Here is an 18,823-nt window from a genome sequence, read left to right as displayed (position 1 = left end):
CAGCAGCGGGGCAGGCAATCAGCCTTGCGGTACGGAAAGAACAGAAAAATCAATTTCAGGGAATACCCGCTCAGCATCTGCTTTCGCTGCTAACAGCTGCTGCTCAGCAAGCGCGCCGTAATACAAGCGAGCATCCTCGGCGGTCTTCCGACCTTCCTCGACATCACCCATGGCGACCTGGACACACGCCAAACGAGCCATCAAGGGTGCGTAAGGCAGGAAGCGCTGAAAGCGCTCAAGAACGTCCCGCTCCTGTTGCAGCGTCTTTAGTGACAACTGGAAGTTGGCGAAGTAGATCAAATAGCCCGCCGGCTCCATCAAAGGATCACGGATCATGGCATTCATGAAGGTGTATTCATTGGCATCAACAGGCGCTCTGACTATGTACTGCTTAAAGGACCAGTAAAAACGTTCAACCAGCGGAACGTAGATGACCATCACCATCAGCAAGGCGGCACCGATGACAGATGCGAGAATTTTGCCCAGCTTCAACGGCAACAAAACGACAGGCCTTGAAAGGCATCCCACCAAAAGCAGGTTCAGCACCAAAAAATGCATGGTCCAAAGAGGGAACTCGAAGAGGCTGTAGATACAAAAGACGGACAATATGGATATCGGCAATTGTTTACTCTCGGACTGAAGCGCCCTCCAGCCAGAGAAACACAATGCAGCGACAACAAGCACACACCACAGCCCCCCCATGACACCCAGCTCTGTCGCAAGCTGAAGGATTGAGTTGTGTGAGTGAACAAAAAGCCCCTGAGGCGAGGCAATTCCTTGGCGAATATGCTCTGAATAGGCCTCACCTGCATAATTGCCTATGCCGACACCAAACCAAGGATGATCGGCCAGGACGGCAAGGGCAACTTTCCATTCCAGTATGCGCCCAGAACTGTCAAGCCCTCTCGATCCAATGACAGACAAGCGACCATCTTCCAGTGCCGGTGATCCGAATTGCGACAGCCAGGCCGCGATGCTGCCACCGAAAGGCGCTATGCACAGCGCTATAACCAACCCTATTGACAAGGCAAACCGATAGCGACTGGCTTGCCGATCACGCAGCCACAACACCACGACCAAGGCCAGCCAAGCCACCAAAGCAGAGCGCGCACCGGAAAGAACAAGCCCCGAGAGCATCAGCAACCCAACGATCAAAAACCAAGGGGTTACTACCTTTCTACGATGCCAGCACCAAGCACCACAGAAAAAACCAAGGAGACAAAGATAAGCAAAGAAATTGGCGTGACCTATCAGCCCGACCATCCGACTCGATACCACATGGGGTATGAAAGCCGCCCAAGCCCCCAGTAGATCGAGATGACGGGCCCAACCTACAACCACCCCTACCAATGCGCACCAGCAAAATATCCGGGCAATCCAATCAACAATGTCATAGCCCTCCCAATCAACCTGCTCGCCGATCAGGATCGCCATCCACCCCATAAGCCAGTAGACAAGATAAGCGGCCTTGCCCGCCTGAAAGGCAGCGGGGTGAAAGAGCACGGAGAACAGGAAAAGAACGCCAAGCCCGAGCCAGATAAACGTACCTACCGAAAACCTTAACGTTTGAACGCGCCAGAGCATGGCGACGACAGCCCCCGTCACTGCGAAGGAACTCATGAGCTCCTCTATGTAATTAGGAAGGGGGTAAAGGTGCATTGGGTTGCTGAAAGAAACCGCAAGCAGTAGCAGCAGGAAGGCGACTGCAGGCCTTACATTCGCATCAGACATTCTTGGCACTCATTGACGTTTTTTGTCAGCCCCTGCACGACTTTCAAGCTCTGAACCAGGCAATCTCAGGAATTTAAAAGTTGGCAAGGCTCTTGCTTGCAAGAATGGCAGCTGCCTGAGCAGTCGTAAACATTTACCCTTGGAGAACATGAATGAAAGCTCAAAAAGGCTTTACCTTGATCGAACTGATGATCGTCGTTGCGATCATCGGCATCCTGGCTGCCATTGCTATCCCGGCCTATCAGAATTACATCGCGCGCTCGGAAACCGCTACCGGCCTGGCTGCGATCGCGCCGCTGAAGACGGGTGTGGAAGACGCGTTTGCTCAGGGTGCAGGCGGTGCCTCCGTCACTCTGGCCCGCCTCGGAAGCGGCACTACTGCAAGCCCGCTGGGTGATATTTCCGATCCGAAATTCAATGATGATGGTTCTGGCGACCTGGTCTTCACCTTCAAAAATTCAGGCCCCAAAACCAAAGGCGCCACCATCACCCTGAGCCGTGATGCCAACGGGGTCTGGACCTGCAAGACTAATAAACTGGCCGATGAATTCAAGCCTCGCAACTGCAGCTGATAGGCTCGTCTGACAGATGAAGGCGCCTGACGGCGCCTTCATTTTTTCCATCACTGAGGAAGTAAATAGGCTATAACATCCGTTGCCCCATGACTCGGCGAAGCAGACATGAGTGAAAATGTAAATCTATCAGGCCTTGCCAAGCAAATGGTTTCCGCAGGGATCATAGATGAGAAAAACGCCATCCAAGCACTTCAGCAGTGCGCCCGCAATAAAGTTCCACTGGTATCTTACCTAGTCCAAAATCGACTGGTGAAAAGCCGCGTAATTGCAGAATTAGCAGCCGAGCAATTCGGAGTAGCCCTCTACGACCTAAGCGCATCAGAAAGGGAGGGGCTCCCTAAGGATTTAGTAACTGAAAAGCTGATTCGCCAGCATCGTGCCCTCCCTCTTTGGCGCCGGGGCAATAAGCTCTTCATTGCAGTATCTGATCCGACTAACCACCAAGCAGTAACTGATATTCAGTTTAGCACTGGACTAACAACGGAAAGCATCCTCGTTGAGGATGATAAACTTGGCGATGCTATTGAAAAGTATTTTGAAAGCACCGTCTCCGCAATGGAAGACCTTGGTGACGTAGACCTAGATGGCGTCGACATTGAAGCAGTTGACGATGCCAAGCAGGATAATGGAGCAAATACTGAAGCTGACGATGCTCCCGTTGTCCGCTTTGTAAACAAAATGCTTCTTGACGCTATAAAAGGAGGGGCGTCAGACCTCCACTTTGAACCTTATGAGCGAACTTACCGAGTCAGGTTTCGTACAGACGGAATTCTACATGAGGTAGCTCGCCCCCCCATACAACTAGCCAGCCGTATCTCAGCACGCCTTAAAGTTATGGCCGCACTGGACATATCCGAACGTCGAAAACCCCAGGACGGCCGGATCAAAATGAAGATATCCAAGTCCAAAGCCATCGACTTCCGCGTTAATACGCTTCCCACCCTCTGGGGCGAGAAGATCGTGATGCGTATCCTTGACCCATCCAGCGCTCAGATGGGTATTGACGCCCTAGGCTATGAAGAAGAGCAAAAAGAACTCTATCTGAATGCCCTGAAGCAGCCTCAGGGTATGATTTTGGTCACGGGCCCTACAGGCTCAGGCAAAACCGTTTCACTCTACACCGGCCTAAACATCCTCAACACGGTAGATATCAATATTTCCACAGCAGAGGATCCGGTAGAAATCAATCTGGAAGGCATCAACCAAGTCAACGTCAACCCGCGTCAAGGCATGGACTTCGCACAAGCACTCCGCGCCTTCCTTCGCCAAGATCCAGACGTAATCATGGTGGGTGAGATTCGCGACCTAGAGACGGCTGAGATCGCAATCAAGGCCGCCCAAACCGGGCACATGGTAATGTCTACATTGCACACTAACAGCGCCGCAGAAACCTTGACGCGTCTGCGCAACATGGGTGTGCCGGCCTTCAATATTGCAACTTCAGTCAATTTGATTATTGCTCAGCGTCTTGCACGGAAGCTCTGCAGCGCCTGCAAGAAGGAGGTCGATGTTCCGCGAGAAACCTTGCTGAGGGAGGGATTTCCCGAAGACAAGATCGGTACCTTCAAGATATTCGGCCCTATCGGATGCGAAAACTGCAAGGGTGGATACAAGGGAAGGGTCGGTATTTATGAAGTGGTTAAAAACACTCCGGCCCTGCAGCGTATTATCATGGAAGAAGGAAACTCCATCGATATCGCAGCACAAATGCGTATAGATGGCTTCAATGATCTGCGCGCTTCGGGTCTGCTGAAAGCCATGCAAGGCGTAACCAGCCTCGAGGAAGTCAACCGCGTGACCAAGGACTAATCCATGGCGGAAAAAGCATTAAAAACAAGCGTCTTCAAATGGGAAGGCACCGACAGAAAAGGCACCAAGGTCACAGGTGAAATCAGCGGTGTAAACCCTTCACTAGTCAAAGCTCAGCTACGTAAGCAGGGTATTAATCCGCTCAAAGTACGAAAAAAAACAGTCTCTTTATTCAGTGCCGGCAAGAAAATCAAACCACTGGATATTGCGCTATTTACTCGCCAGATGGCGACGATGATGAAGGCTGGCGTGCCGCTTCTTCAAAGCTTCGACATCATTGGCGAAGGCCTCGAAAACCAAAACATGCGCAAATTGGTAGATGAAGTGAAGCAAGAGGTAGCAGCTGGAAATAGCTTTGCTAATTCCCTTCGCAAAAAACCGATTTATTTCGATGAACTTTATTGTAACCTAGTAGACTCTGGAGAGCAGTCAGGCGCACTGGAAACACTATTAGACAGAGTGGCAACTTACAAAGAAAAGACCGAACAACTAAAAGCAAAAATTAAAAAAGCAATGACTTACCCGATTGCTGTTTTAGTTGTAGCAGTCATTGTTTCAGCCATCCTGCTGATTAAAGTAGTCCCTCAGTTCAAGGACGTTTTTTCCGGTTTCGGCGCGGAGCTCCCAGCTTTTACCCAGATGGTCGTCAACCTTTCTGAGATGCTCCAAAAATGGTGGTTTGTAGTTCTCATACTAACCTTCAGCGCAATATTCGGGATTGGCCAACTCTATAAGCGATCACAAAAATTCCGTGACTCGGTAGACAGAGGCGTCCTTAAGCTCCCGATTATCGGAGATATCGTCTACAAGTCTGCCGTCGCGCGCTATGCGCGTACACTTTCCACTACGTTCGCAGCAGGCGTTCCCTTGGTAGATGCTCTGGACTCTGTTTCAGGCGCCACTGGCAACGTCGTATTCAAGAATGCAGTCGGCAAGATCAAGCAAGACGTATCAACGGGTATGCAGTTGAACTTCTCCATGCGAACCACCGGCGTGTTCCCCTCCATGGCTATCCAGATGACAGCTATTGGTGAAGAGTCCGGTGCGCTGGACACTATGCTTGATAAGGTCGCGTCCTTTTACGAAGAAGAAGTGGACAATGCAGTGGACAACCTGACTACCCTGATGGAGCCGATGATCATGGCTGTACTCGGTGTATTGGTTGGCGGTCTTATTATCGCGATGTACCTCCCCATCTTCACGCTCGGCTCGGTAGTAGGCTAAGTGACCGTTCTCGACTTTCTGGCCGGCAACTTGCCGGCCTTTGTTTTCTGTGTATTCCTCCTCGGCCTCTTGGTCGGCAGTTTCCTCAACGTGGTCATTTACCGCTTGCCGGTGATGATGTTCCGCGATTGGAAAGTCCAAGCCCGCGAGGCCCTGGAGTTACCGCCGGAGCCGCCGGGCGAGACGTTCAACCTGGTTCTGCCGAACTCCCGCTGCCCCCATTGCCAGCACGAGATCAAGGCCTGGGAGAACATCCCGGTGGTGAGCTGGCTGGCCCTGGGCGGCAAGTGTTCGTCGTGCAAGGCACCGATCAAGAAGCGCTACCCGCTGGTGGAACTGGCCTGCGGGCTGCTTTCCGCCTACGTCGCCTGGCACTTCGGTTTCACCTGGCAGGCGGGTGCCTTCCTGGTGCTGACCTGGGGTTTGCTGGCGATGAGCATGATCGACATCGACCACCAGCTGCTCCCCGACTCCCTGGTGTTGCCGCTGCTCTGGCTTGGGCTGATCGTCAACAGCCAGGGCCTGTTCACCGGGCTGGAGGATGCCCTCTGGGGCGCGGTGGGCGGCTACCTGAGCCTGTGGAGCGTGTACTGGGTGTTCAAGCTGGTGACCGGCAAGGAGGGCATGGGCTATGGCGACTTCAAGCTGCTGGCCATGCTCGGCGCCTGGGGTGGCTGGCAGGTGCTGCCGCTGACCATCCTGCTTTCGTCCCTGGTCGGTGCGGTACTGGGGATCATCATCCTCAAGCTGCGCAATGCTGACAGCGGCACGCCCATTCCCTTCGGCCCCTACCTGGCGATTGCCGGCTGGATCGCATTGCTCTGGGGTGATCAAATAACCGGGACCTATCTGCAGTTCGCCGGTTTCAAATGACCTCACCCTGGATTCTTGGCCTCACAGGCGGCATCGGCAGCGGCAAGAGTGCCGCTGCCGCTCATTTCAACGCCCTGGGCGTCCACATGGTGGATGCCGATCACGCCGCCCGCTGGGTGGTGGAACCCGGCCGCCCTGCCCTGGCTCGCATCGCCGAGCATTTCGGCGAAGGCGTCCTCCTGGCCGACGGGCAGCTCGACCGCGCCGCCCTGCGCCAGCACATCTTCCAGCACCCGGAGGAACGCCGCTGGCTGGAAAACCTGCTGCATCCGCTGATCAACCAGGAGATCGCCAGCAACCTGGCGGAGGCCAAGTCCCCCTACGCCATCCTGGTTTCCCCGCTGCTCGTCGAGTCCGGGCAGCACCGCATGACCCAGCGCGTGCTGGTGGTGGACGTCCCCGAGGCCCTGCAAGTGCAGCGCACCATGGCCCGCGATGGCGTCTCCGAGGAACAGGTCCAGGCCATCCTCAAGGCCCAGGCCGACCGGGACAAGCGCCTGGCTGCCGCCCACGACGTGCTGCTGAATGACCGGGACCTGGCCTGGATGCGCACCGAAGTCGAACGACTGCACGCCTTCTATCTGACACTGCGAGGAGGCCAGCCATGAGCCAACCCATGACCGTTGAATGCCCTACCTGCGGAGCCCCTGTCGAATGGGGCCCGCAAAGCCCCAACCGGCCCTTCTGCTCCCACCGCTGCAAGCTGATCGACCTGGGCGCCTGGGCCGCCGAAGAGCACGCCATCCCCGGTGACAACCTCGAGGACGAGCTGTTCTCCGGTGACCTCCCTGATCGCCACTGATCCCATGCGCCCTCAGGGGCGCATGAAGGCGTAGTCCCGCCCGTCATCCAGGTTGTCCGCCAGGAACATCAGCTCCGCCGCCAGGTCCTCCTGTGAGCGCACGCCCTTGCTGCGCTCCACCACCGCACTCAGCAGCGCCCGCAAGGCCAGCGCCTCGTCGAAGCCCTCACCCCCGCCCTGCTCCAGCAGCTGCGCCAGCGCGGCACGCGCCCAATCGTGAACACCCATGGTTGCATCCTCGTTCGAAGTGACCGGGGGATCATCCGCGCGCGCCAGGTCGCCCGACCTTGATCGGCGTCAATCGGCGCCGATCATCGGGGCAGTGAATCCAGCGCCATTCAGCTCTTGTCGTCGTCCTTCCAGGGCGCCTGCAGGTAGCGCGTGCGGTTGAAGGTCTCCAGCCACTCGGGGCAGAACACCACCAGCGCGGTCACCGCCGTACCGTTGATGAAGGCCTCCGGGAACATCACCAGCCACAGGTAGCCGACGAAGTCCTCCAGCCAGGGCGGCATCGGGAAGATGCCATCGATGAACAGCAGCCCCAGCCCCACCAGGGTGCAGAGCAGAGCCGCCAGCGCCGCGGGAAAGAACCCGCAGCAGAAGATGTAGACGAACAGGTTGCGCGGCTGGAAGTGCTCCACCCACTTCGCGCACAGCTCCGTCACCAGGACCGGCAGCAGCACCAGCAGCGCCCCGTTGATGCCCATCGCCGCAACGTCCTGGCGCCCCAGCGCCAGCAAGCCGAGCTGTGCAACGAGGCCGCCCAGCACCGCCAGGGGCCAGTCCAGCAGCAGCGTCACCGCCGTCATGCCGATGAAGTGATAGGAGACCCCGGAGTCGAAGTCCCGCCGCACCATCCACAACAGGAACAGCGCCAGCACCGTGCCGAACAGCAGGTGCTGGCGCCGGAAGTCGCTGAACAACTCCAGCCACGGCGCGCGCATCACCGCCCAGGCCAGGGCCGGGACGTAGATCGCCCAGCCCAGCCCCAGGCTGGTGTCGGACAGCAGCTCGGCGGCAATCACGGCGCCGGCGGCACCGCGTCCAGCGCCGCGCGCAGCGACTCGGCCGACGCAAAGGCCTTCTGCCCCTGCAGCACGCCGTCACGCAGGGTCAGCACCAGCACCTGGCCCTCGGGGGCCTCGTAGCGCGGCGCCACGCGGGACTCGCGGTCCAGCAGCACGCGGTAGTTGTAGTCCTGCATCGCCGGCACGGCGAACAGCTTGGAAATCACCGACGGCATGCGGCTGATGTCTGCCACGAACACCGCATGGCGCTGCTCGAGGAAGTCCTTCGGCTTGCCGTCCAGAGCCGCCTTCACCAGCTTCGCCCCATCCATGTCGCGCGCCACCAGCAGCAGCCCCAGCTGGTTGTCCAGGCTGTAGGGTTTCTCGTACTGGTCCAGCAGGGTCCAGGGCGCCAGGCGCTCACCCTGTTCCAGCGCCTGCGCACCACCGGCCAGCAGAGCCAGCAGCAGCGCCAAAGAGAGCCGTTTCATCGTGTCACTCCGTTCGTGGAAAAAACCGCGATATCCCCGCGCCGGGACCAGTCCGCCTGGGCGGACCAGAACGCCAGCGCCTCGGGCGCGTCCCGCAGGACGAATACATGGGACTTGCCGATGCCCTCGGCCGCCAGCCGCTGCAGCACCGCATCCAGCAACCGCCGCGCCAGGCCCTGCCCACGCAGCGGCACATCCACCACCAGGTGCTGCAAGTAGCCGCGGCGGCCGTCATGCCCGGCCATCAGCGAGGCCACCACCTGGCCCTCGCGCTCCACCAGCAGGCTGAGCCCCGGGTTTCGCGCCAGGTAGGCGCAGAACGGCGCATGAGCATCGTCCTCGCGCAGGCGCAGCCCCGGCGTACGCTGCCAGAGGGCGATCAGTTGGGCGTGGTCATCAGAGGTGACAGGGCGAAGGTGCATGGCGGGCATCCGGCAAACGCAGCAGAGTCTATACCAAGGCGCCGGCCGCCACATCGCAGCGCAATGCCACACCTGGCGGCGGCTTGCAGCCGACCGCCCTCGCCCCCTACTCTCCGGCCATGGACGAATCCGACTACCTGCGCCTGCTCACCCGCCAGGCCGAGCAGGCCAATGAATTCCTCTCCAACGCGCGCAAGTGGGAGCGCGAACGCTGGGTCTGCCAGCGCCTGCTGCAGGCGCTCAACCAGCCCTATCGGCTGGAAGATTTCAGCACCGGCGCCGAGCCCCCCGACGTGGAGTTCCGCGAGGCCAACTTCGAGGTCTTCTTCGTGCTCGACGAAGGCCGCCGCCTCAACGACGAGTGGCGCGCCGAACTGGAGCGCCGCCGCAGCGCATCCTCCCTCAGCCAATTGCTGCGCCGGGAGACGCGCCCCAAGCGCATCGCCATGAAGGAGCTGCAGGCGACGCTCGCCCCCACGCTGCGCAAGAAGGCCCACAACTACCGCGAACGCGGCCTGGACCCGGCCGAGCTCGACCTGCTCGCCTTCGTCAGCCTCAAACGCGTGCGCCCCGACTTCAACAGCCCGTTCCCGCCACCGACCGAATTCCTCCTGCAGGGCTGGCGCTCGCTGTCCGTGGTGGGCCCCACCTACGCTCGTGTGCTTTTCGCCCAGCCGGGTGCCCCGGAGTTCCTCCGTGCCAACCTCGGGCGGACCGTGCTCTTCGACCTTGGCATCGGCCTGTGACCGCTCACGCAAACGCGCATTGAGCGCCGCCGGAAGGCACGTCTAGAATGCACGTCATATTTCCCCGTCGAGGCACGCCATGCCCAGCCGCCTGACACCCGACGACCAGCAGAAGGTCGAGCAGTACCTGAGCCTCCCCCAGCACCAGGTCGAACGCCAGCCGTTCAAGCCCTGGCGGCTCCTGCTCATCCTCCTGGCACTCGTCATCGGCCTGGGCCTGCTCAGCCGCCTCCTCGCGCGACTCGTCCTGTGAGCCGCGCCAAGCGCCACGAAGGCGCCCACGAAAAGAATTCTTATAGCCTTGTGAGAAATCCCCATGACCCATCGCATCGTGATCGTCGGCGGCGGCGCCGGCGGCTTGGAGCTTGCCACCCGCCTGGGTAGAACCCTCGGCAAACGCGGCCAGGCGAAGATCATCCTGGCCGACGCCAACCTCACCCACATCTGGAAACCGCTGCTGCACGAAGTCGCGGCGGGCTCGCTCAACTCCACCGAGAACGAGCTGAACTACGTCGCCCAGGCCAAATGGAACCACTTCGAGTTCCAGCTCGGCCGCATGAGCGGGCTGGACCGCAGCCGCAAGGCCATCCAGCTGGCCGCCACCCTCGACGAGGAAGGCCGCGAACTGGTGCCCGCCCGCGAAGTGGCCTACGACACCCTGGTGATCGCTGTCGGCAGCACCACCAACGACTTCGGCACCGAGGGCGCCGCCCGCCACTGCATCTTCCTCGACACCCGCGAGCAGGCCGAGCGCTTCCACCGGCAGATGCTCAGCCACTACCTGCGCGCCCACGCCCGCGACGGTGACGACGACCAGATCAGCGTCGCCATCGTCGGCGCCGGTGCCACCGGCGTCGAACTGGCCGCCGAACTGCACCACGCCGCCCACGAACTGGCGGCCTACGGCCTGGACAGCATCCAGCCGGAGAACATGCGCATCACCCTGATCGAAGCCGGCCCGCGGGTACTGCCCGCCCTGCCCGAGCGCATCAGCGCCCCGGTGCACCGCACCCTGGAAGGGCTCGGCGTGCGCGTCATGACCGGCGCCGCCGTCAAGGAAGTCACCGCCGACGGCCTGCTCACCGCCCAGGGCGAGAAGATTCCCGCCAGCCTCAAGGTCTGGGCCGCCGGCATCCGCGCCCCGGCCTTCCTCAAGGACCTCGACGGCCTGGAAAGCAACCGCATCAACCAGCTGGTGGTCACCCCCACCCTGCAGACCACCCGGGATGCCGACATCTTCGCCTTCGGCGACTGCGCCGCCTGCCCCCTGGGCGACGGCAGCGAGCGCAACGTCCCGCCCCGCGCCCAGGCCGCTCACCAGCAGGCCTCCCTGCTGGTGAAATCGCTCAAGGCGCGGATCGCCGGCCAGCACACCCTGCCCGAGTACCGCTACCAGGACTACGGCTCGCTGATCTCCCTTTCCAGCTTCAGCGCCGTCGGCAACCTGATGGGCAACCTCATGGGCAGCGTGAAGCTGGAAGGCTGGCTGGCGCGGATGTTCTACATCTCCCTCTACCGCATGCACCAGATGGCCCTGTACGGCGCCTTCCGCACCTTCCTGCTGATGCTCAGCGACCGCATCGGCCGCAGCACCGACCCCCGCCTCAAGCTGCACTAGAAAGAAGCCGGCCGGGCGCTCTAGGCCCGGCCATCCGGCCCGCAAATTCAAGCGCAAGAAACGGAGTGCCAACGTCCCACTGTCCCCCGATAGTGGGCGCGTCGGCCCGTGCGCCCCGCGCAACGGCCACCCGGGGCCCAGGCATGGCCTGGCCCGGCGTGCCCCCTCATTCGCAGTAACCCGGGAGAACGCCCCGCACCCAGCCCTGAAGAACGCAGAGTCGATGACAGACAGGAGACGAAACACACATGGAGCTACGTCATCTTCGCTATTTTCTCGCCGTGGCCGAGGAACTGAACTTCACCCGCGCCGCCGCCCGCCTCCACATCGAGCAATCCCCGCTGTCCCGGGCCATCAAGGAACTGGAGTCCGAGCTCGGCATCCAGCTGTTCGAGCGCAACCCCCGGGGTGTGCAGCTCACCTGGGCCGGCAGCGTGTTCCTCGATAACGCCAAGCGCATCTTCGCCGCCCTCGAACAGGCCCGCATGGACATGCGCGGCGTCGCCCTCGGCTTTCGCGGCACCCTGCGCATCGCCGTGTCCGACGGCATCGCCCCGAATCGCCTGGCCGACCTGCTCGCCCGCTGCCGGCAGGAGGAGCCGGAACTGGGCATCCGCCTGTTCGAGGTCAGCTACGCCCAGCAGGTGAAAGGCCTGCTGGAACACCACTACGACCTCGGCTTCGCCCGCATCGACGCTGCCGGCAGCGGCCTGCAGGCCCAGCCCGTCTGGAGCGACCCACTGGTCGCCGCCCTGCCCGCTCGCCACCCGCTGCTCTCGCACCGGCGCATCCCGCTGCAGGAGCTGGTCCGCCACCCGCTCATCCTCAGCCACAGCGAAGTCCACGAAGGGCAGTTCCAGCAGATCAGCCGGCTGCTCCGGGCCCACCTCAGCGAAGACGAAGCCGCCCGCCTCGACATCGCCGAGCAGTACATCTCCCGCGAGACCATGCAGGCCCTGGTCGCCGCCGGCTATGGCGTCGCCCTGGTGAGCGGCACCGAGCGCAGCGACCTGGCCGGCAGCGAGATCGTAACCCGCGCCCTGTCGCTGCCCGACTCCGAACTCACCACCTACCTGCTGCGCCCGGCAGGCGAACCCAGCGCCCACCTCTCGCGCTTCCTCGAACGGGTCGCGCAGACCTGCCGACGCACCGAAGAGCCCAGCCCACAAGGCCTGTTCGACAGCCTGCGGCCCCTGGCACCGCTCACCCGCCTGCGCCCCATGGGCCTGCCCCAGGCCCACGGCAGCCTGTCCGTATCATGAGTGCCGTGCTCTCGTGCCCGGCGGCGCCGGACCTCACCCCCACCGCCCTCCTCGACCGGCTCGATGCCCTGGACTGGCCCCAACTGGAAGCGCAGCTGGAGCGCCACGGCCACGCCTGCATCGAGCAGCTGCTGGACGCCGACACCTGCGCCCACCTGGCCGCGCTCTACCCGGACGCACGCACCTTCCGCTCGCGCATCGTCATGGCCCGGCACAGCTTCGGCCAGGGCGAGTACAAGTACTTCGCCTACCCCCTGCCCGCCCTGCTCACGACCCTGCGCCACCGGCTGTTCCCGCCGCTGGCACGGATCGCCAACCGCTGGCAGGCCCGCCTCGGCCTGGAGACGCGCTACCCCGAGACCCTGGATGCCTTCCTCATGCGCTGCCACCGGGCCGGGCAGACACGCCCCACCCCGCTGCTGCTGCGCTACGGAGCGGGCGACTACAACCGCCTGCACCAGGACCTCTACGGCGAGCACAACTTCCCGCTGCAGATCGCCGTCCTGCTCTCCGAGCCCGGGCGCGACTTCACCGGCGGCGAGTTCGTCCTCACCGAGCACCTGGCCGGCACCCAGCGGGCCGACGTGGTGCCCCTGCGCCAGGGCGACGCGGTGATCTTCCCGGTGGACCTGCGCCCCGTACCCGGCAAGCGCAGCGGCTTCCGCCGCGCCGCCATGCGCCACGGTGTCAGCCTGGTGCGCAGCGGCCAGCGCCACACCCTTGGGCTGATCTTCCATGACGCCACCTGAGGAGCGCCGATGACCCCCGACCTCTTCGCCACCCACGCCAGCGGCCAGCGCGAAGCCATGGCCGAGCAGGCCGTGATCCTGCGCGGCTTCGCCCTGGACCAGGCCGACGAACTGCTGCGGCAGATCCTCCAGCTGCAGGCCCAGGCGCCGTTCCGCCACATGCTCACCCCCGGCGGCTTCCGCATGTCCGTCGCGCTGACCAACTGCGGCGCCCTGGGCTGGACCACCGACCGCCGCGGCTACCGCTACAGCGCCACCGACCCGGACAGCGGCGCCCCCTGGCCGGCCATGCCGGAGCGCTTCCGCCAACTGGCCCGCCAGGCGGCCGAAGCCGCCGGCTTCCCGGGTTTCGACGCCGACGCCTGCCTGCTCAACCGCTACCAGCCCGGCGCCCGCCTGAGCCTGCACCAGGACCGCAACGAACGCGGCTTCGACGCCCCCGTGGTGTCCGTCTCCCTCGGCATGAGCGCCACCTTCCTGTTCGGCGGTCAGAGCCGCAACGACCCGGTCCGGCGCTTCCTCCTGCATCACGGCGACGTGGCCGTGTGGGGTGGCCAGGACCGCCTGCGTTTTCACGGCGTGGCCCCGCTCAAGGGGCCGCCGCACCCGAGCCTGGGCGAGCAGCGCCTGAACTTCACCTTCCGCCGCGCCGGCTGACGCCGCCGTGCCAGCCACGAGAGCCCCTTCGTGCCCGACCTCACCGACATTCCCGCCGCAGCGGCCGCCCACCTCGGCGAACCGCCAGCGGCCCACGACGCGGCGGAACAGGCCAAGCGCCAGGTGCTGGATGCCTTCCAGGCCATGGTGGATGCCCGCCAGGCCTGGTGGCGCACCCACGAAACGGGGCGGACCGAACTGCACCTCGCCAGCGGCGAGGTCTACCTCTTGCAACGCCACGGCGTGGTCCGGCTGCGCTGAACCCCGCCACAAGGAACGCCGTCCATGACAAGGAGAACCACCCCATGAACCTGTTGCTGAGCGCCCTCGAGTCCCCGCTGGGCACCCTGCTGGTAGTCACCGACACCGAACAGCGCATCCGCGCCCTCGGCTTCGGCGACTACCGCCTGGCGCTGCTGCGCAACCTGCGCCAGCGCTTCGGTGACTACCGCCTGCAGGACACCCCGCTGCCGCACGGGATCGCCGACGCCCTGCGCGGCTACTTCCAGGGCGACCTGGGCGCCATCGACTGCCTGGTGCTGGAGCCCGACGGCACGCCCTTCCAGCGCAAGGTCTGGGACGCCCTGGGGCAGATCCCGCCCGGCAGCACCCGCAGCTACGGCGAAGTCGCCCGCCAGCTGGGGCTGAACGACCCACGCGCCGCCATCGAAGTGGGTGCCGCCAACGCCGCCAACCCCATCGCCGTGCTGATCCCCTGCCACCGGGTGGTGGCCAGCAACGGCGAGCTGCGCGGCTACGCCTGGGGCCTGGAGCGCAAGCACTGGCTGCTGGAGCACGAGCGCGCCCTGCGGCCCCTTGCCGCCACGCCGCGTACCGCCAGCCTGCCGGGGTTCTGAGCATGGCGCTGACGCTGACCCCGCCGGCCTTCACCGATGCCAGCCGCTTCCTCGCCGCCCAGGACGCCGACTGGGCGCGGCACATCGACGCCATCGGCCCCTGCCGGCACCAGCCCCACCCCCAGCGCGAACCCTACGAGGCCCTGGTTCGCGCCGTGGCCTACCAGCAGCTGCATGCCCGCGCGGGCGACGCCATCCTCGCCCGGCTGCTGGCGCTGTACCCCGGCGGGCGCTTCCCCACCCCGAGTGAACTGCTGGCCACCGAACCCGAGCGGCTGCGCGCCTGCGGCTTCTCCGCACGCAAGCTGCAGACCCTGCAGGGCATCGCCCAGGCCACCGTCGACGGCCAGGTACCCGGCCGCGACGAAGCCCTCACCCTGGATGACGACGCCCTGCTGGCGCGCCTCACGCCCCTGCACGGCGTCGGGCGCTGGACGGTGGAGATGTTCCTCATCTATACCCTTGAGCGCCGCGACATCCTCCCCGCCGACGACTTCGGCGTGCGCGAGGGCTACCGCCGCCTCAAAGGCCTGGACCAAGCCCCCAGCGCCGCCCGCATGCGCCAGCTCGGCCAGGCCTGGAGCCCCTGGCGCACCGTCGCCGCCTGGTACCTGTGGAGGATGCCGCCCACAGCGTGAATTCGATCGCAAGAACCGGAGTTCTCACCGCCACCAACCCCGTTAACCTGCAACCGTCAACAGGCCCTTTTGGATGAATGCCATGAGCAGGACCCTTCCCACCGCCCCGCGCTACCTCACGGATGACCAGCGCTGGGCCGCCGTCCAGGCACGCGACCCGGCCGCCGACGGCCAGTTCGTCTACGCCGTGCGAACCACAGGCGTGTACTGCCGCCCCAGCTCCTCCGCGCGCCTGCCCAATCGCCGCAACGTCGAGTTCTTCGACACCCCCGAGGCCGCCGAAGCCGCCGGCTACCGCGCCAGCCGCCGCCAGGCCGGCGACCGCACCGCCGCCGCCGCCCACCGCACCGCCGTGATCGCCGAGGCCTGCCGCGCCATCGAGGCCGCCGACTCGCCGCCCAACCTGCACCAGCTGGCGGAATGCGCCGGCATGAGCCCCTCGCACTTCCACCGGCTGTTCAAGACCGAGACCGGGCTCACCCCCAAGGCCTACGCCTCGGCCTACCGCGCCCAGCGCCTGCGCCGGGAACTGAGCGAACAGGGCACCACGGTGACCGACGCCATCTACGGCGCCGGCTTCAACTCCAACAGCCGCTTCTACGAAACCGCCGACCAATTGCTGGGCATGCGCGCCAGCGACTACCGCGACGGCGGCACCGGTGCCTCCATCCACTTCGCCGTCGGCCAGTGCTCCCTCGGCTCCATCCTGGTTGCCCAGAGCCAGCGGGGCGTCTGCGCGATCCTCCTGGGCGACGACCCGGACGCCCTGGTCCGCGACCTGCAGGACCAGTTCCCCAAGGCCCAGCTGGTGGGCGGCGATGCCGACTTCGAACGCCTGGTGGCCCAGGTGGTGGGCTTCGTCGAAGCCCCGTCCCTGGGGCTCGACCTGCCGCTGGACGTGCGCGGCACCGCCTTCCAGCAACGGGTCTGGCAGGCCCTGCGGGAAATCCCGCCGGGGGCCACCGCCAGCTACACCGAGATCGCCGAACGCATCGGCGCGCCCAAGGCCGTACGGGCCGTGGCTCAGGCCTGTGGCGCCAACCACATTGCCGTGGCCATCCCCTGCCACCGCGTGGTGCGCCGCAACGGCGACCTCTCCGGCTACCGCTGGGGCGTCGAGCGCAAGCGCGAACTGCTGCAACGTGAAAGCCAGCCCAGCCACCCGACGAGCACAGCGCCATGCCTGAAACAGCCTGCGCTCTGAACCTGCCCGAGGACTGGGCCGCCATCGCCCAGGCCCTGGACGAACACGGCCACGCGCCCCTGCCCGGCCTGCTCGACCCCGAGGCCGCGCGGCTGCTGGGGGAACGCCTGGCCCAGGGCCCGCGGGAGCGCCTGGAAACCCTCGGCATGGGCCAGGGCGAAGGCGTGCGCGCCGGCCTGCCCCACGGCCACTGGGACAGCCTCCACGCCCCGCTCGCCGCCATCGCCAACCGCTGGTGCCAGGCGTTCGGCCAGCCCGAACAGCACGCCACCCACGGCCAGGTTCACTGCGCCCACCTGACCCGCCTCGGCCCTGAGGACTTCATGACCCTGCACCCGGGCGAAGAGGACCCGGCGCTGCTGCCGGTGCGGCTGCTGGTGCTGCTCTCCGACCCACAGGACTTCAGCGGCGGCGAGCTGGTACTCACCGAGCAGCGGCCGCGCATGCAGTCGCGGCCCTGGGTGGTGCCCCTGGCCCGTGGCGATGGCGTGCTGCTGTGCAACCAGCGCCGCCCCGTGCGCAACAACCAGGGGCAGCTCTACGGCGCCCAGCTGCGCCACGGCATCGGCCGGGTGCGCAGCGGCGTGCGGGTTGGCCTGGAAGTGAGCTTCCAGGGCCGTCATGACGGCTGAAGCAGGCGAACCCAAGGCCTGGCGCCTGATCGGCGCCGACGGCCGCCCCTGCCTCAGCCCGGTGCCCGGCACCCTCGGCGGGCACCGCCGCAACCGCCTCTACGGCCGCCTGGATTGCCGCAGCGCCCTGCAGGCCCTGGCGCGCGGCGGCTACGTGGTACAGCGGGTGTTCTTCCTCGACGAAGCCACCGCCTTGAGCGCCGGCTACCGGCCCTGCGCCGTGTGCATGCCCGAGCGGTACCGGGCGTGGAAAGCCGGCGAGCTGTCGCCTCTCCCGTAGGGTGAGCTTCAGTTCGTAGCCCGGGCTTCAGCCCGGGGAGCACAGACACAGAACCCGGACTGAAGTCCGGGCTACGGAGCCAGCCTGAACAGCCGTCGCGAGCAGAGCTCGCTCCTACAAGGATGCGCAGGCGGGCGGGGCCTCCCCCGTAGATACCGTCTTGATTTCTAGTGAGCAAGGGCCAGTTTTGCGTCAAACGGCTGGCCCGATTTCAGCACGCCATAGGCGATGTTCAGCAACTTGCGCATCGCTGCGCAGACGATCTGCTTGCCGGTCTTGCCCCGCTCCCTTAGCCGTTCGCCCATGGCTCTGATCGCTTCGTTGTAGGTCAGGGCGCTGATCGCGGGCATGTACAGGCCGGCCCTCAGGCGCGATGAGCCCATCTTGGAGATGCCCGTAGATACCGTCTTGATTTCTAGTGAGCAAGGGCCAGTTTTGCGTCAAACGGCTGGCCCGATTTCAGCACGCCATAGGCGATGTTCAGCAACTTGCGCATCGCTGCGCAGACGATCTGCTTGCCGGTCTTGCCCCGCTCCCTTAGCCGTTCGCCCATGGCTCTGATCGCTTCGTTGTAGGTCAGGGCGCTGATCGCGGGCATGTACAGGCCGGCCCTCAGGCGCGATGAGCCCATCTTGGAGATGCGTGTCTGCCCCCGGTAGCTCCCGGACTCCTGCAGCCGTGGATTGAGCCCGGCAAAGGCGGTGATGGCGCGGCTGTTGGCAAAGCGCAGTGGGTCGCCCAGTTCCGCCAGGAGCAGGGCGGCGGTCTTGTCGGCGACTCCGTCGATGCTGGTCAGCAGGTCGCGCTTTCCACGCAGGTCCGGGTCGTTGTCGATGTGGTCGTTGATCGCCTTGAGGGTTTCTTCGATCTCCTGGCCGACATGTTCCAGAACCGACTGGATCGAGGCCTGCACGCTGGCATCGGCCACTTCCAGACGGTTGCGCTCCATCTGTTCGATTTCGCGAAGATCCCCCAGGCGCCGTACCAGGGCCTTCAGGCGCTTTACGGCACGGGGCTCGGGTTGCCAGGGGCGCAGCTCGTCCTGGTGGCGCTCGCCGTATTCGGCGATCAGCTTGGCGTCGACCTTGTCGGTCTTCACCCGCTGCAGCTGGCTGCGGGCGTAGTGGGCGATCTGCGCCGGGTTGAGGACACAGACCCGATAGCCTTGCTCCAGCAGCCATTCGGCCAGGGCTTCATGGTGGATGCCGGTGGCCTCCATCACGACCCAGGCTCCGGGTTCGCTGTG

Annotated in this window: 25 protein-coding genes; 18 read left to right on the top strand and 7 right to left on the bottom strand. The window is 64.2% G+C overall.

What is annotated here, in order from left to right; genetic code table 11:
- Positions 1-18: 18 nt before the first annotated feature.
- Positions 19-1,620, bottom strand: coding sequence for a PglL family O-oligosaccharyltransferase (locus SZ55_RS13845; protein WP_160298839.1), 1,602 nt, complete (start codon positions 1,618-1,620; stop codon positions 19-21).
- A 263-nt stretch (positions 1,621-1,883) separates the two neighbouring features.
- Between SZ55_RS13845 and SZ55_RS13840 the strand changes: the two genes are divergently transcribed.
- The 6 genes from SZ55_RS13840 (at position 1,884) to yacG (ending at position 7,014) form a co-directional block, all read left to right on the top strand.
- Complete coding sequence (locus tag SZ55_RS13840) at positions 1,884-2,303, top strand: pilin (protein ID WP_044406873.1); 420 nt, start codon at positions 1,884-1,886, stop codon at positions 2,301-2,303.
- A 108-nt stretch (positions 2,304-2,411) separates the two neighbouring features.
- Complete coding sequence (pilB, locus tag SZ55_RS13835) at positions 2,412-4,115, top strand: type IV-A pilus assembly ATPase PilB (protein WP_044406870.1); 1,704 nt, start codon at positions 2,412-2,414, stop codon at positions 4,113-4,115.
- Positions 4,116-4,118: 3 nt separating this feature from the next.
- Positions 4,119-5,339 (top strand): type II secretion system F family protein, encoded by a 1,221-nt coding sequence (locus tag SZ55_RS13830; protein WP_044406868.1) that lies wholly within the window; start codon positions 4,119-4,121, stop codon positions 5,337-5,339.
- Positions 5,340-6,212 (top strand): prepilin peptidase, encoded by an 873-nt coding sequence (locus SZ55_RS13825; RefSeq protein WP_044406863.1) that lies wholly within the window; start codon positions 5,340-5,342, stop codon positions 6,210-6,212. It abuts the gene before it with no gap.
- Positions 6,209-6,820 carry a dephospho-CoA kinase gene (coaE, locus tag SZ55_RS13820; RefSeq protein WP_044406860.1) on the top strand — a complete coding sequence of 204 codons (612 nt, stop codon included), beginning with the start codon at positions 6,209-6,211 and terminating at the stop codon, positions 6,818-6,820. Before SZ55_RS13825 ends, coaE begins: the two co-directional genes overlap by 4 nt.
- Positions 6,817-7,014, top strand: coding sequence for a DNA gyrase inhibitor YacG (gene yacG / locus SZ55_RS13815; RefSeq protein ID WP_044406857.1), 198 nt, complete (start codon positions 6,817-6,819; stop codon positions 7,012-7,014). The genes coaE and yacG overlap by 4 nt, the downstream gene beginning before the upstream one ends.
- 12 nt (positions 7,015-7,026) lie before the next feature.
- Here the strand turns inward: yacG and SZ55_RS13810 are convergent, their stop codons facing one another.
- The 4 genes from SZ55_RS13810 to SZ55_RS13795 form a co-directional block, all read right to left on the bottom strand.
- The gene (locus tag SZ55_RS13810; protein ID WP_044406854.1) at positions 7,027-7,242 is read right to left on the bottom strand and encodes a hypothetical protein; all 216 of its coding nucleotides are present in this window, start codon (positions 7,240-7,242) and stop codon (positions 7,027-7,029) included.
- Positions 7,243-7,352: 110 nt separating this feature from the next.
- Positions 7,353-8,039, bottom strand: a complete 687-nt coding sequence (locus tag SZ55_RS13805) for an energy-coupling factor ABC transporter permease (RefSeq protein ID WP_044406853.1) — start codon at positions 8,037-8,039, stop codon at positions 7,353-7,355.
- The gene (locus SZ55_RS13800) at positions 8,036-8,512 is read right to left on the bottom strand and encodes a hypothetical protein (RefSeq protein ID WP_052807598.1); all 477 of its coding nucleotides are present in this window, start codon (positions 8,510-8,512) and stop codon (positions 8,036-8,038) included. The genes SZ55_RS13805 and SZ55_RS13800 overlap by 4 nt, the downstream gene beginning before the upstream one ends.
- Positions 8,509-8,934 (bottom strand): GNAT family N-acetyltransferase, encoded by a 426-nt coding sequence (locus SZ55_RS13795; protein ID WP_044406849.1) that lies wholly within the window; start codon positions 8,932-8,934, stop codon positions 8,509-8,511. Before SZ55_RS13795 ends, SZ55_RS13800 begins: the two co-directional genes overlap by 4 nt.
- Positions 8,935-9,053: 119 nt before the next feature.
- Between SZ55_RS13795 and SZ55_RS13790 the strand changes: the two genes are divergently transcribed.
- From SZ55_RS13790 to SZ55_RS13735, 12 genes are all read left to right on the top strand, one after another.
- A complete protein-coding gene (locus SZ55_RS13790; RefSeq protein WP_044406964.1) occupies positions 9,054-9,680 on the top strand; it encodes a DUF1780 domain-containing protein in 627 nt (208 codons plus the stop codon).
- A gap of 79 nt (positions 9,681-9,759) precedes the next feature.
- On the top strand, positions 9,760-9,933 hold the full coding sequence (locus tag SZ55_RS13785; RefSeq protein WP_044406847.1) for a DUF3094 family protein: 174 nt from the start codon (positions 9,760-9,762) through the stop codon (positions 9,931-9,933).
- A gap of 63 nt (positions 9,934-9,996) precedes the next feature.
- Entirely contained in the window at positions 9,997-11,298 is a 1,302-nt protein-coding gene (locus tag SZ55_RS13780) for an NAD(P)/FAD-dependent oxidoreductase (protein ID WP_044406844.1), read from the top strand.
- A 248-nt stretch (positions 11,299-11,546) separates the two neighbouring features.
- Entirely contained in the window at positions 11,547-12,560 is a 1,014-nt protein-coding gene (locus SZ55_RS13775; RefSeq protein WP_082078230.1) for a LysR family transcriptional regulator, read from the top strand.
- Complete coding sequence (locus SZ55_RS13770; protein ID WP_044406842.1) at positions 12,557-13,309, top strand: 2OG-Fe(II) oxygenase; 753 nt, start codon at positions 12,557-12,559, stop codon at positions 13,307-13,309. The genes SZ55_RS13775 and SZ55_RS13770 overlap by 4 nt, the downstream gene beginning before the upstream one ends.
- 9 nt (positions 13,310-13,318) lie before the next feature.
- Positions 13,319-13,966, top strand: a complete 648-nt coding sequence (gene alkB / locus SZ55_RS13765; RefSeq protein ID WP_044406839.1) for a DNA oxidative demethylase AlkB — start codon at positions 13,319-13,321, stop codon at positions 13,964-13,966.
- Positions 13,967-13,996: 30 nt separating this feature from the next.
- Positions 13,997-14,227 carry a hypothetical protein gene (locus SZ55_RS13760; protein ID WP_044406836.1) on the top strand — a complete coding sequence of 77 codons (231 nt, stop codon included), beginning with the start codon at positions 13,997-13,999 and terminating at the stop codon, positions 14,225-14,227.
- A gap of 44 nt (positions 14,228-14,271) precedes the next feature.
- Entirely contained in the window at positions 14,272-14,823 is a 552-nt protein-coding gene (locus SZ55_RS13755) for a methylated-DNA--[protein]-cysteine S-methyltransferase (protein WP_044406834.1), read from the top strand.
- 2 nt (positions 14,824-14,825) lie between these two features.
- Entirely contained in the window at positions 14,826-15,461 is a 636-nt protein-coding gene (locus SZ55_RS13750) for a DNA-3-methyladenine glycosylase family protein (protein ID WP_044406831.1), read from the top strand.
- 82 nt (positions 15,462-15,543) lie between these two features.
- Positions 15,544-16,665, top strand: coding sequence for a bifunctional DNA-binding transcriptional regulator/O6-methylguanine-DNA methyltransferase Ada (ada, locus tag SZ55_RS13745; RefSeq protein WP_044406829.1), 1,122 nt, complete (start codon positions 15,544-15,546; stop codon positions 16,663-16,665).
- On the top strand, positions 16,641-17,297 hold the full coding sequence (locus tag SZ55_RS13740; protein WP_044406827.1) for a 2OG-Fe(II) oxygenase: 657 nt from the start codon (positions 16,641-16,643) through the stop codon (positions 17,295-17,297). The genes ada and SZ55_RS13740 overlap by 25 nt, the downstream gene beginning before the upstream one ends.
- The gene (locus tag SZ55_RS13735) at positions 17,287-17,577 is read left to right on the top strand and encodes an Ada metal-binding domain-containing protein (RefSeq protein ID WP_044406825.1); all 291 of its coding nucleotides are present in this window, start codon (positions 17,287-17,289) and stop codon (positions 17,575-17,577) included. The genes SZ55_RS13740 and SZ55_RS13735 overlap by 11 nt, the downstream gene beginning before the upstream one ends.
- A gap of 167 nt (positions 17,578-17,744) precedes the next feature.
- On the opposite strand, the gene SZ55_RS13730 is transcribed toward SZ55_RS13735, so the two are convergent.
- Both SZ55_RS13730 and SZ55_RS13725 read right to left on the bottom strand, forming a co-directional pair.
- Positions 17,745-17,927 (bottom strand): hypothetical protein, encoded by a 183-nt coding sequence (locus SZ55_RS13730; RefSeq protein WP_052807646.1) that lies wholly within the window; start codon positions 17,925-17,927, stop codon positions 17,745-17,747.
- A 65-nt stretch (positions 17,928-17,992) separates the two neighbouring features.
- Positions 17,993-18,823, bottom strand: an 831-nt coding sequence (locus SZ55_RS13725; protein ID WP_082078229.1) for an IS110 family transposase, incomplete at its 5' end; no start/stop codon positions are given.

This window comes from Pseudomonas sp. FeS53a, assembly GCF_000931385.1.
GTDB lineage: Bacteria > Pseudomonadota > Gammaproteobacteria > Pseudomonadales > Pseudomonadaceae > Metapseudomonas > Metapseudomonas otitidis.
Note: the sequence above shows the minus strand (reverse complement) of the source record. Positions and strands in the feature narration are given on the sequence as shown.

Coding starts and splice junctions, on each gene's coding strand:
- SZ55_RS13785 (WP_044406847.1), top strand. CDS start 9,760: ATGCCCAGCCGCCTGACACCCGACGACCAGCAGAAGGTCGAGCAGTAC.
- SZ55_RS13750 (WP_044406831.1), top strand. CDS start 14,826: ATGGCGCTGACGCTGACCCCGCCGGCCTTCACCGATGCCAGCCGCTTC.
- SZ55_RS13780 (WP_044406844.1), top strand. CDS start 9,997: ATGACCCATCGCATCGTGATCGTCGGCGGCGGCGCCGGCGGCTTGGAG.
- SZ55_RS13755 (WP_044406834.1), top strand. CDS start 14,272: ATGAACCTGTTGCTGAGCGCCCTCGAGTCCCCGCTGGGCACCCTGCTG.
- alkB (WP_044406839.1), top strand. CDS start 13,319: ATGACCCCCGACCTCTTCGCCACCCACGCCAGCGGCCAGCGCGAAGCC.
- SZ55_RS13830 (WP_044406868.1), top strand. CDS start 4,119: ATGGCGGAAAAAGCATTAAAAACAAGCGTCTTCAAATGGGAAGGCACC.
- coaE (WP_044406860.1), top strand. CDS start 6,209: ATGACCTCACCCTGGATTCTTGGCCTCACAGGCGGCATCGGCAGCGGC.
- yacG (WP_044406857.1), top strand. CDS start 6,817: ATGAGCCAACCCATGACCGTTGAATGCCCTACCTGCGGAGCCCCTGTC.
- SZ55_RS13845 (WP_160298839.1), bottom strand. CDS start 1,620: ATGAGTTCCTTCGCAGTGACGGGGGCTGTCGTCGCCATGCTCTGGCGC.
- SZ55_RS13840 (WP_044406873.1), top strand. CDS start 1,884: ATGAAAGCTCAAAAAGGCTTTACCTTGATCGAACTGATGATCGTCGTT.
- SZ55_RS13810 (WP_044406854.1), bottom strand. CDS start 7,242: ATGGGTGTTCACGATTGGGCGCGTGCCGCGCTGGCGCAGCTGCTGGAG.
- pilB (WP_044406870.1), top strand. CDS start 2,412: ATGAGTGAAAATGTAAATCTATCAGGCCTTGCCAAGCAAATGGTTTCC.
- SZ55_RS13775 (WP_082078230.1), top strand. CDS start 11,547: ATGGAGCTACGTCATCTTCGCTATTTTCTCGCCGTGGCCGAGGAACTG.
- SZ55_RS13790 (WP_044406964.1), top strand. CDS start 9,054: ATGGACGAATCCGACTACCTGCGCCTGCTCACCCGCCAGGCCGAGCAG.
- SZ55_RS13740 (WP_044406827.1), top strand. CDS start 16,641: ATGCCTGAAACAGCCTGCGCTCTGAACCTGCCCGAGGACTGGGCCGCC.
- ada (WP_044406829.1), top strand. CDS start 15,544: ATGAGCAGGACCCTTCCCACCGCCCCGCGCTACCTCACGGATGACCAG.
- SZ55_RS13735 (WP_044406825.1), top strand. CDS start 17,287: ATGACGGCTGAAGCAGGCGAACCCAAGGCCTGGCGCCTGATCGGCGCC.
- SZ55_RS13770 (WP_044406842.1), top strand. CDS start 12,557: ATGAGTGCCGTGCTCTCGTGCCCGGCGGCGCCGGACCTCACCCCCACC.
- SZ55_RS13730 (WP_052807646.1), bottom strand. CDS start 17,927: ATGCCCGCGATCAGCGCCCTGACCTACAACGAAGCGATCAGAGCCATG.
- SZ55_RS13795 (WP_044406849.1), bottom strand. CDS start 8,934: ATGCACCTTCGCCCTGTCACCTCTGATGACCACGCCCAACTGATCGCC.
- SZ55_RS13800 (WP_052807598.1), bottom strand. CDS start 8,512: ATGAAACGGCTCTCTTTGGCGCTGCTGCTGGCTCTGCTGGCCGGTGGT.